8 protein-coding genes are annotated in these 11,744 nt (G+C 41.1%); 1 reads left to right on the forward strand and 7 read right to left on the reverse strand.

All coding sequences use genetic code 11. The features are described 5' to 3' along the window. Positions 1-25: 25 nt before the first annotated feature. From nagX to HBH39_RS12415, 5 genes are all read right to left on the reverse strand, one after another. Entirely contained in the window at positions 26-1,201 is a 1,176-nt protein-coding gene (nagX, locus tag HBH39_RS12395; protein ID WP_167678714.1) for a transmembrane glucosamine N-acetyltransferase NagX, read from the reverse strand. 67 nt (positions 1,202-1,268) lie between these two features. Further along, positions 1,269-2,420: an N-acetylglucosamine-6-phosphate deacetylase gene (nagA, locus tag HBH39_RS12400; RefSeq protein WP_167678716.1), complete on the reverse strand. Its 1,152-nt coding sequence runs from the start codon at positions 2,418-2,420 to the stop codon at positions 1,269-1,271. 33 nt (positions 2,421-2,453) lie between these two features. Further along, positions 2,454-3,455, reverse strand: coding sequence for a glucosamine-6-phosphate deaminase NagB-II (gene nagB-II / locus HBH39_RS12405; RefSeq protein WP_167678718.1), 1,002 nt, complete (start codon positions 3,453-3,455; stop codon positions 2,454-2,456). 77 nt (positions 3,456-3,532) lie between these two features. Next, the gene (gene nagK / locus HBH39_RS12410) at positions 3,533-4,426 is read right to left on the reverse strand and encodes an N-acetylglucosamine kinase (protein ID WP_167678720.1); all 894 of its coding nucleotides are present in this window, start codon (positions 4,424-4,426) and stop codon (positions 3,533-3,535) included. Positions 4,427-4,688: 262 nt separating this feature from the next. Next, positions 4,689-7,397: a family 20 glycosylhydrolase gene (locus HBH39_RS12415; protein ID WP_167678722.1), complete on the reverse strand. Its 2,709-nt coding sequence runs from the start codon at positions 7,395-7,397 to the stop codon at positions 4,689-4,691. A 624-nt stretch (positions 7,398-8,021) separates the two neighbouring features. Here HBH39_RS12415 and HBH39_RS12420 point away from each other — a divergent pair. Continuing rightward, a complete protein-coding gene (locus tag HBH39_RS12420) occupies positions 8,022-8,927 on the forward strand; it encodes a sulfite exporter TauE/SafE family protein (RefSeq protein WP_167678724.1) in 906 nt (301 codons plus the stop codon). A gap of 290 nt (positions 8,928-9,217) precedes the next feature. On the opposite strand, the gene HBH39_RS12425 is transcribed toward HBH39_RS12420, so the two are convergent. Together HBH39_RS12425 and HBH39_RS12430 are read right to left on the reverse strand one after the other, a co-directional pair. Further along, the gene (locus HBH39_RS12425) at positions 9,218-9,919 is read right to left on the reverse strand and encodes a SapC family protein (RefSeq protein ID WP_167678726.1); all 702 of its coding nucleotides are present in this window, start codon (positions 9,917-9,919) and stop codon (positions 9,218-9,220) included. A gap of 195 nt (positions 9,920-10,114) precedes the next feature. Then, the gene (locus HBH39_RS12430; protein WP_167678728.1) at positions 10,115-11,638 is read right to left on the reverse strand and encodes a tryptophan halogenase family protein; all 1,524 of its coding nucleotides are present in this window, start codon (positions 11,636-11,638) and stop codon (positions 10,115-10,117) included. Positions 11,639-11,744 lie beyond the last annotated feature (106 nt).

The raw sequence follows: 11,744 nt of genomic DNA on the forward strand, positions 1-11,744 counted from the left end.
TGTATTTATATTGATTTAAAAAGAATTAAATACTGATAAATATTTTTCGGCGATACATCCACCACAACAAAAGCCACTGAATGCTGACAAAACCGATCACAGTTAACAACTGTTGTGCGGCTTTAGGAAAAGCTTGAATAATGCCACCAAACACACTTTGAGTAATATAATCCCAACCGACTATGCTAGATCCTAAGTAAATAATAATGGCATTGGTACCAATGACCACAAAGACAAAGGACCACTTTTGCCATTTAAGCACGTCAATAATGGCGTAAAAAACAGCTAGAAAACATAAGCTCCAACCAGAGGTAACTAACACAAAACTTGAAGTCCATAAATCTTTATTGATTGGAATTATCGGATTCAGTAACCAACCAAGCGCAATCAGCATCAAGCCCACCAATCCCAAAATAACGACTTTTGCCCAATGTCCCTTGTGATGTGGTTTAACAATAAACTGGCCAACAAATACGCCTATTAAGGCATTGACGACTGCAGGTAGGGTTGATAACACGCCTTCAGGATCTAATGGCCGATGTTGATAAGCAATACCAGGGCGAAGCAGTTGATCAACGTAAGTATTAATACTGCCATCAAGGGTAAACAGCCCTGCTTGGCCATTAGGGTATGGTAGCCATAATTGAATAGCAGCATATATCACGGTAATAGCTAAAGCGGTGTAAATTTGAGTTGCTAAACGGGTATGCCATACCAGCATAGCCGCAAAAAACCATGCAAAACCAATACGGGCTAATACACTGGAAAACCTAACCTGCTCTATATCTGCTGGTACACCTGTCCCCCAGCCGTGGTTATACAAAACACCAAGGGCAATTAGTAGTAGTAAGCGCTTTAGCGCATGAACATAAATGGGTTGTCTAATAGCAAAAGGGAGTTTATCTAAGCGTTTTGGCGAGAGCCCTAAAGCCACGCCTGAGAGGAAAATAAATAACGGAAAAATTAAATCGTATAAGGTAAAACCATGCCATTGGCTATGTTGCATTTGAGCGCTGGCAACTTGCCACCCTGCCCAGCCGGTTAAGGTAAATAAAGCAGCAAACAACCCTTCACCACCAATAATCCAAAACATATCAAAGCCGCGTAAGGCATCTAAGGATTTTAATCTTTGCTTGGATTTGGGCTGTGATGTGTCAGATTGTTGATTCTGATCCACATCGGTTACCGCATTAACTGACATAGATATCCTTATTGTTTACACGTTAATATCGATAACACCAAATGATATGTAATCTATGCCATCTATATTACTGACCAAAAACCAACTTGCCAGCAATATAAGTGTGACTCACTTGATTTGCATCATTAAGCAACACAAAGTCGGCTTGATATCCCACTTTAACTAAGCCTAACTTATCAGCTAAACCAAGATATTGAGCAGGATAAAGTGATGCCATTCTGATTGCCTCATCGTGTGAGACACCCAGCATAGCGACACTATTATTTACTGCGCCAACCATGTCTAATACGCACCCTGCTAGCTCACCTGTGGTTGCATTCAGGCGATCACCAGAGCGAATAACTTGGGTACCAAATAATTCAAAACTAGCATCTTCAGCCATGCCGACTGGCGGCATCGCATCGGTTACTAGCATGATTTTACCTCGTGGTTTGGCATTAATTGCTATTTTAGCCGCGGCTGAATGAACATGATGGCCATCAACAATTAACCCACACCAGGCTTGTTGGCTTTCTAGCGCTGCACCAACCATCCCCGGCTCGCGCGAGCCCAATGCCGACATTGCATTAAATAAATGGGTAAAACCGGTTGCCCCCGCATTGAGCGCCGCAACGACAGTTTGGTAATCGGCATTGGAATGACCTAAACAAACTTTCACCCCAGCTTCAACTAAACTATTAATCAACTCTGTTGAGACATTTTCAGGTGCTAATGTCACCACCTTGATCCCTAAATCTTGACGACGAAATATCGCCATTTCGGCATCTGAGATCTCACGAATAAACTGTTGAGGATGAACGCCCTTTTTAGGTACGCTTAAATGAGGCCCTTCAAAATGAACCCCTAGTACGCCCGCTTTTTTCTGTGAAATGGCCAGAGCAACTGCATCAGCAGCTTTGGCCATAACAGCCACATCATCGGTGATTAGTGTAGGTAAAAAACCACTGGTGCCAAACTGAGCATGGGCACGACCAATAGTTTCAATACATTCAACACTAGGATCTGCATTAAACAATGCCCCACCGCCGCCGTTAACCTGAACATCAACAAACCCTGGCGTTAAGGTGCCAGCAAGTTTAATCACTTCAGCCGTTGGGTTTGCAACAAAATTGGCTGCATGTTCAACTGCGATGATTTGGCCTGCTTCAATCGTGACAGCCATATCAGTATGAAACTGCTCACCATCAAATAAACGCTCAACGATTAGGGTTTGTGTCATAGTATTCTCGTTCTTTAACAGTTAACTCAAGGACTACAGGGTTTGGGTAACTTTTTTCAAGCCCGCTGGTTGATCTGGGTTAATACCACGCGCAATCGCTACCGCTGCTACATCGATATAAAAACGTTGTAAAAGTGCAAGTGGTGCTACACGCGGATGAATATCGGTTGAGGTTTGATTTAAATGTACTAAATCTGCGCCACGCTGTTTAACATTTTCAATCTGCTCAATGTGACTAGCATAAGACTCATCACCAATACACACATCAACAATTGACAGTTTCTTTTCAACTAGCGTTACTGGGCCATGTAAAAATTCTGCGCTACTGAATGCTTCAGCATGAATTGAGCAAACCTCTTTCATTTTAAGGGCAATTTCTTTTGATACGGCATAGCCTAAACCACGGCCTAACACCACAAGGTTTTTCACCTCACCTAGCGCTTCAGCAGTTAATTGTGGTTCAGCATCCACAGCAGTTTGTAATGCTTGTGGTAAGCTGCTAACAGCTTGTTCTAATGATTCATTTTGAGTCCACTTAGCGGCAATTTGCAGTAATGCCGATAGGGTAGCAAGATAACTTTTAGTGGCAGCAACCGCTTTTTCTTCGCCAGCACGTAACGGAACAATCACATCAACAATGTCTTTAATGGGCGCAGTTTCATCATTGACTAGGGCTACACAAAATGCGCCAGCTTCTTTAGCCATTTTTGCTTGTGCAAGAATGTCTGGGCTACGACCTGATTGTGAAATCACAATCACTAACGCGCCTTCTAACTGCAATGTTTTACCGTAAACAGATGCCACTGACGGCGCTGCGGCAAAAGTAGGAATACCCGCTTCAATTTCAAACAAATACTTAGCAAACACACCAGCATGGTCTGATGAGCCGCGGCCAACAATCATCACAAACTTCGGCTTAAAATCACGTAAAACAGCGCCTAAAGATTCAGTCACCGTTAGGTTAGCAGCAAGTTGCTCAGCAATTTTTTGCGGTGCAGTTCGCGCTTCTTGTTCCATAATCGTATTTGTTGTCATAATAAACCTTTAATTCAATGTAATTAATTAATAAACAGTCACTTAAATATTTTTATCACTTTTGTTTAAGCCACTGACTAACCTATATGTTGTTTTTGAGCAAATAAGCAGGCGCCAAATTCTGGTGGAGACAATGATGGCGAAATCTTGCTTGCTACATCACTATCTAGCCAAGGTAATAGTGGCTCAGCTAAACCACCTATCATTGAGAATCGAGTTGGGTTAATCGCAAAGAGTTTTCTAGCAAGCTCGCTGATGTACTGCGATCCTTCTTTAACAATGGCAATGGCAACCTCATCTCCTTCATTCGCCGCTAAAAGCACAATACGCGCTAATTTGGCATAAACACTGGATGATTTACCGGCCAATTGCTCAACAATGCCTATGGCATTATTGACTTGAAAATGATTAAGTAATTGCTGCGTCAGTGCGGTTGCACAAGCGAATCCATCTAAATGCAGTAGCACATGTTCGGCAGCTTTTAAGCCTAACCATGCGCCGCTACCTTTATCACCTAAAGCAAAACCATGACCACCCAGGCTAACACTTTTGTCTCCAACATGGGCATAACCACAAGAGCCTGTTCCGGTGATAATCACCGCCCCATCTTCACCGTTATGCGCCCCAATACAAGCAGTATGCAAATCGGTGGTAAGGTACATGGCCTTAAAAGGATGTTGCCAACTGGCAATTTGCTCATAAAAATGACCAACATTAACCCCAGCCAAACCTAAACCTGCGATAAGTTTTACGCTGTCGTCGGCACTTAACCCCGCATCAGCAAGAGCAAGGTGAGTTGATTCAGTAATGGATTGGAAAGTTTGCTCTAGCCCATGAAGCGGGTTAGCACGCCCAGCCACACCGGTACCAAGCTGTTGATGTTCTGCTGTATAGATGGTGGCACGACACTTACTGCCGCCGCCATCAATACCAATATAAAGCTGTGAATTGCTAGGTTGAGTGGTACCCATGACTTCCCTCTCAGTATTCAGTTTGAAGCTTATTTTTTGTTGATTCTAATTAAGCCTATGAATAAGTTGCAACCATGTTACACCTAAAATGACAGCGTTGTCATTACTTTTTTTGTAAAAGTATGCCCAGCTATAATATTTGTATATTTCTTCTTTTATAACATAAGCTTGCAACTAAAAAATATTCATAATTTCATCTATCTAACGAAAAAACCGCTAACAATCTCTCATTAGCGGTTTAAATCGTTAACTGTTCAATTGCTTACTGAACCAATAAGCTTCTGCCTTTGCGCTTGCCGTCGGCAGAAACAGCACGCACATGCACTTCACCGTCTACCGCAACGGGTTGCAGATAAGGCTGCCACCCTTTGCCTTGTTGTTGATATTCAATTTGTAACCCAGGAAAAGCAATATTGGCAAACAACTGACCATTCTCAATTTTGGCGCCAACGGTAGGCACACGATATGCAATTTCGGCCTTATCTAGCTTGAGTAGTTCTTTGTGGCCTAGATGATTAGCAATACGCTGCCATTGCTCTGCTTGTTGTTGACGCATTGAAGCACTAAAGTGTTGAGTTGTTTGATTATAAACCGCACCTTGCGCTTGGTATGGCACTTCCCAACTTGGTTTGTGCCAAGCACGTTCGGCAAGCATTAATAACCGAGGATAGATCATATATTCCACCAGCTCGTCACTTCTTAAGGTTTCGCTCCAAAGTTGGCCTTGAATACCACTAAACTGCGCACCATTTGTCAACGGGCCGCTAATTAACTGCCCCTTGTCATCCAGTTTCGGTCTATCATCGGCTTCAAATGGATTGCCTTCAATATCCAACCACTGTTCAGCATTAGCGGGTAAATTACCCGGCATAAAGCTAAATATATGCTGACTATTTAATGCCCTAGTTGCCCAATAATAACCATGCTCTTTAGGATCAGCCTCGTAAGGAAAATCAAAATACAGCACTTCAGGATTAGACAAAATGGTGGTCCAGCCATTATTGGCTTGCTGGTGAGCTCGCTGATAACCTTTATGAGAAATCACATCCCAAACGTTGCTTTGTGAGTTTTTCGGCATATTGGCCACATTGGTGTGGCTCATACCGTCACTCCAGCCAGCGGGTTGAATGCCTTTTTCAGCTAACATATTGGCGACACGTTCGATAAAGTAAGCACCCACTTGCTTGATATCAGTTACACCATAAGTGTTATTCGCAATAAACGCTTTACAAATGGGTGATTCAAGCCAAGCACCGGCGGTTTCGTCAGCGCCAATATGATAAGTTGTTAATGGCTGGCCCGCTTGTTGATGCAGGGCTGCAATTTCGCTAATCACTTTATCGACAAAATGATAAGTCGACTCCATGCAGACATTTAATGTGTTGTCATTGTAATACTGAACAGAAGAATACTCGGTCGGATCATTAGCATCGGTAAGTAAATACTCATTGGCGGCTTCGACCTCGCCTTTGGCCATCAAACTGCGGTAGCGAACATCCATTGATTTAATGGCTGCACGAGAATGCCCAGGCATATCCATCGACGGGATGACCTGAATTTGGCGTGCGTCAGCAAATTTAATAATTTCAATATAATCTGCTTTGCTGTAATAACCATTCACCTTACTATCTGCAAATGGCCCACTGCCAAGCTGAGGTAAGAGGCAACTGTTTTCAGCCAAATCATGACAACGCTTACTGCCCACATTGGTTAATTCTGGCAGACCATCAATTTCTAATCGCCAGCCTTCATCATCCCCCATATGCAAATGCAGTTTATTCAGCTTATAGGCTGCCATTTGATCAATTAAGTCCAACATAAACTGTTTACTGTGAAAGTTACGTGACACATCCACATGCATACCACGAAAATCATACCTTGGCTCATCTTCAATCTTCATTGAATTAACCGTTAAGGTAGTTGGGTTGATAAGCGAAGTTAATGAAGCAATAGCGTAGCTAAAACCACTCACATCATTGGCTTTAACCTCAATTCCCTTCTGGTCAATGGCTAACTCATATGAACCCGCTTTGTTAACTTGTGATCCACCGAGTGAATTAAAACTGACTTTAACACCGCCCTTTTGCTGGCTAACACCTATTTTAGCTAAGCGATCAACTGCCGCTTGAATGCCCAGTTGATCAAGGCCCAACTGGCTGAAATTGGTATCATCAATATCTATACCTGCTTGCAACGACACTGCGGCTCCGTCGGCTGCAATAAGTTGTTTTGTTGGTGTAGGTAAAATGGAATTAATGGCTAATTCGGCATTTGGAGAGACTGACTGATTGTTAGCATACAACACACTAGACTTAGCCCACGCTAACTTATCTGTTTCACTGCGCTGATATTGTCTTTTAGCATCAACAAAATCTTCAACATAAGGTCGCACTTCCATACCCGTTTCAGCATCGATTTGTAATTGAGTACTGGCAATAATTTGCGGAGCTAACGCTTCACCATACTGATTTTTGGCCACAATATAGTAATTAGGCATGGCATCTGTTTCAGATAATTGCCATAACTCGCCACGAAAACGCAATGTTTTAGTGATACCAGCTTTAAAGCCCTTGAACTTATCGCTTGGAGTTATGCGATGTAAATCACCTTGAACCCGCTCAATATTGAATTCATCAGATAAAACGGTTTGAACAGGTCGCATCTGGCTAAAATAGATTTCCCAATTTCCCAGCAGCATATCGTTGTTACTGGTAAAGTCGATTTCAGCAATAAAGCAGCGTTCGTCAGGTTTAGCATTTTCAGGGCAAGCTTCTTGGGGAAGATTTGTCACTAAGCGGTATTTGATTAAAACAGTATCAGCGAACTTCTTTACACTTTCAGCATACCAGTGTTCAGATGTGGCCACCTCATTAGCTTGAACAGAGCCATTGGATGAATTTGAATCCACCGGAGAACATGCCGCCATGGTTAATGACATCATAATGGCACTGAGTGCCCAAGTTGTTTTCATAACGTCCTCTTATTCCTTTTCAGTCTTGTTGTGAAGTGGCTTTATATTGTTATTTTTATATGGGTTGTAATTCTGGTTTACTTGTTTGTTCATTCCCTAGCGTACTGTGACAACCAGTTGAGATTTTATATCAAACGGATCTGATTTCATCCTTAAGTCTTGCAATCTAAATAGTAGTGCGACTAAGAGGTCTGTTACCAAAGTCTGTGGATTTTAAGTAAAAAAAAGCTGGGCCATTAAAAATGTGCCCAGCCTATACTCATATCTGGGGAGAGAATAAAAGTATATAAAATAGCCAATGTACGCCCGACCGCACATTCACTATAAATGCATAATGCAGAGACCTCTTCCACATTATACTGACCTTAACAACAACATTTCCACAAGCAATGACAACGCTGTCATCTGTTAACTTACCTAAGTTTTCAACTAAGATCTATAACTTTTTGACATTTTTAGTACTTTATATAATCAACTTAATTTTTTACCTTTTAATTTCATTGACTTAATACTTACATTACACGCACATTTAGTCGCAACCTGCTAACAATATGCTCATGACAAGCCAACAAGTCACTGGTAGGATAATCACCACTTACAGTTTTTATGCGATGACTACTCTTTATGCTGGCCTTAACTAAGCATTTTTTTACCCGTTTCCCTCCTGGCATTATTGTTGCCATCAGTCTACTTTTTATACTTTGGCTGCAATGGGCATTAAAAACAGATAACTTTTCCCAACTGGTTTTTAGCCATGGCGGCTTTATTTTACTCGGTGTTATCGGCGCTATTTTTGCCAATTCATCGGGTGCAGGTGGAGGAGTTATTTTTATTCCGGCGTTTTCTGCATTGGCTTTTAGTCCACAAGAAGCGATTAGTACCTCTTTTTTAATCCAATGTTTTGGCATGACCGCAGGCTCGCTAACGTGGATACACTATTACCGTAAACAACATCATAAAAATCGTGAGTGGCATGGCTTTGTGCCCTTCGTATTGTGTTGTGCACTCTTCTCAATAGCAGGGTTATGGTTTAGTCACATCAACCACTTTACAGCTCCTGTATCGTTACATCTTAGTTTTAGTTTATTTTCTATTAGTCTAGGCTTAGTCATTATTTTCAATAGTTTAAGATCTATAAATCAAACTAGACAACCCACAAAAAAACACTTAATCATCGATGGTCTAGCATTAAGCGGAGTCAGTTTTATCGGTGGGATTATCACGGCTTGGCTATCTGTAGGTGTGGGTGAGATTATTGTTATTTACTTAATGCTGCGAGGCTACTGCACCAAATTATCTATCGCTACAGGTGTTGTTGTCAGCGCAATTACCGTTTGGTCAGCAACACCGATAACCTTAAGTGAGCAGTCACTAGCTAACTTTGAAGTACTATTATTTGCAGGCCCGGGTGCTTTAATTGGCGGTTTAATTGCGAAAAGAATTGCCCTACTGTTTTCGGTAACCAAACTTAAATTGTTTTTCTCATTTTGGATTATCTTTACCGGCAGTGTGATGCTGGTGATTAACTAATGAGCATGATGGGTGTATATCTTGATACATCAGATTGAATAATGACATTGATGCTACTAGCTATGGTAATAAATAACTCATCATTTAAGTTTACGAAAACCTGTCAACAGCATTATTTTTTGTAAAATAATTACTTATCGCAAAGGCTGCCTCATCCCGTCCATTTCCTTTTCGCCATCTCTGTTCATTTATTTACTTTGATTGATTACACAAACGCAGACAGAACATTAAACCTCAAATACAAAAATGGCGCCGAAAGGCGCCATTAGCTTTAGTATTTAAGCGACTCACTAGCGCCCTAATACTTCCATACGAGCTAAACGATTAACTTGGTTTAACGAGCCTAAGTGTCCAAAAATTGGGCCGAGTAAACCGCGTTGTTTTAACGCTAAAAAGTCTTCGTCAGACAAGGCGTTAAGCTTTTGCTCATCAATAATATATAGACCATTGATATTACGTTTTTCACCCGCTACATCAACGGTTAATGTTTGGCTGATCAACAGCTCTTTTTCTGCTAAGAAGCCCAAAATGCCACGGGTTGCTTGATCTTGCTCAAAGTTGGTGATTAACGCTTTTTTACGCGCTTCTAAATATGGAGTTTCTTTTTCACCATCAAATAAGGCTTCACCTTCTTCTTTGCTAACTTCATTAGCTCCTTCACGAATGCCAATCCACACTTTGTCTTTCACTTCTGGGTTTAGTACTAAACCTAATGGATAATCGCGCACAACAGCAGGAATATATAAACCAACCCATTTACCATCTTTAACGCTAAGGTTTTGACCTGGTTTTAGGCCTAACATAGCAACAGATTGAAACTCACCGGTTTCATTGTTTTTAACAAATACAATTGGGTATTCAGTGGCTGCACGGCCAATTTCGTGCAACGTTACTGGTACTATATGTTGGTCGGCTATATGAGAAAAATCGCTGGCTTTAATCTTTAATTGACCGTGTTTAGCTTGTTCTAATAGCGTGATCTGGCTTGACATTTGGGCTCCTTGAGGCGCTTCTCTTTCAATGTGATAACTGTTAATTCAGTTGATAGTTATTGTTATATCGTGTTTCTTACTATTTTGATATCTGAAACTACCAAGTTAGTCAGCTTTTTCAAGCTGCAAGTGTCATTTTTTACACTTTTAGCGACTACTTGACTAAATAACAGGCAAAAGTCGCAGTTATCTTCATCAGACCTTTTGTAATCCATAGCGATAAATTTTATTTAATAACTCACGATGCTTTGGCAAATGGCCTATTAATTGGTCTGCACGTTGGCTAATTTTGTCGGCATGGTGTTTGGCATTAGTTAGTGATTGAGCATCGAGTTTTAACACTTTTGTATTAAATTTCATTCCATATAAAACATACAGATAGTTTTCTAAATTAAACACTTCGAATTTAGAGAACAAGTCTTCTGACAATGGAGTGTATGACCGCCATAACGCTAATTTAGTTTGTAGACCTTCAGGAATGGTATTAGGGTTGCGGTTATCATGCCAAAAATCAGAATCATTTCTGTCAGATGCACAATAATGTAACTTTGCGAACTCGACTACTCGCTCCCATGCGTAGGCCATGGTTTGATTAAAGCGCTTAGCAAGGCTTTCACATTGATTTCTATCCGTCGGAAAACGATTGGCCAAAAAGCCTGCTGCGAAGTCGGTAAGCATTATAGATGTAGCTTCAATCGGTTCTAAAAAACCTTGAGCCAAACCTAATCCAACACAATTTTTAGCCCAAAATTGTTGACGATAACCGACATTCATCGGAATTTGACGATAATTATATTTGTCTAACTGCCCGCCAAGGTACTGATTAAGCTCTTGCTCAGCACTGCTATCATCCATGTGAGCATGTGAATAGACTAACCCCACACCTCGTCGTTCAGTTAATGCAATATCCCAAATCCAGCCCGCTTGATGGGCGGTAGCTTTAGTAAATGGCGGAATATCTGCCTCTACCCCAGTTGGTACTTGGACCACAATCGCTTTATCAACAAATAGCTGCTTTGATTTATCAACAAACGGCACCTTGAGTGCCTTAGCTAATAAGATTGACTCAAAGCCACTACAATCAATATAAAAATCATATTGTTGCTCACCCAAGGTATCTAGCACTAACGACTTAATACTGCCATCAAGGTGCAATTTGGTATCGATAACATTGGCTTTAATATGTTTAACTTGAAATTTGTCTTGGGCATTATCAGCCAAAAGAAGAGCAAATTTGGCTGCATTTAGATGATAAGCATAACCTTGTACGGCTTGATATTCTGGTGTGGTGATAAGTTTTGGTGCAAGTCCTGCTTCGCATACAGAGAATTGGCTCGACACCATTTGAGCATAGGCGCAGGTCGAGTCGTTCAACCAGTAGTCGGTTAAATCATCACCAAAAGCAGATGGTGGGTCAAATAAGTGGTGATAAAAATTATCTTTGCCATGGCGATTTTTATCTAACCAATTTTGAAATCGAATTGACTGCTTAAAGGTGACATCACAACGCTTAATAAATTCTGTTTCACTAATGCCAAAACTTTGCAGCGTTTTACGAATAGCGGGAACCGTACCTTCACCCACGCCAATGGTAGGAATGTCAGGTGATTCAATTAAAGTAATTTGAAAGCCGCAATTCGCCAAACGTTTGCCTAAATGATTAGCAGCCAGCCATCCGGCCGTGCCGCCGCCCACAATTGCGATTGATTTAATTGTCATACGGTTACCTATCTTATACCAAATTGAGTAAATAGAAGGACATGCTAGTTTATAAAAAATTCGAAAATGGCAGCTTATTTTATTAATAACATCCGCTTATCGAAAA

Source organism: Shewanella aestuarii (assembly GCF_011765625.1).
Lineage (GTDB): Bacteria > Pseudomonadota > Gammaproteobacteria > Enterobacterales > Shewanellaceae > Shewanella > Shewanella aestuarii_A.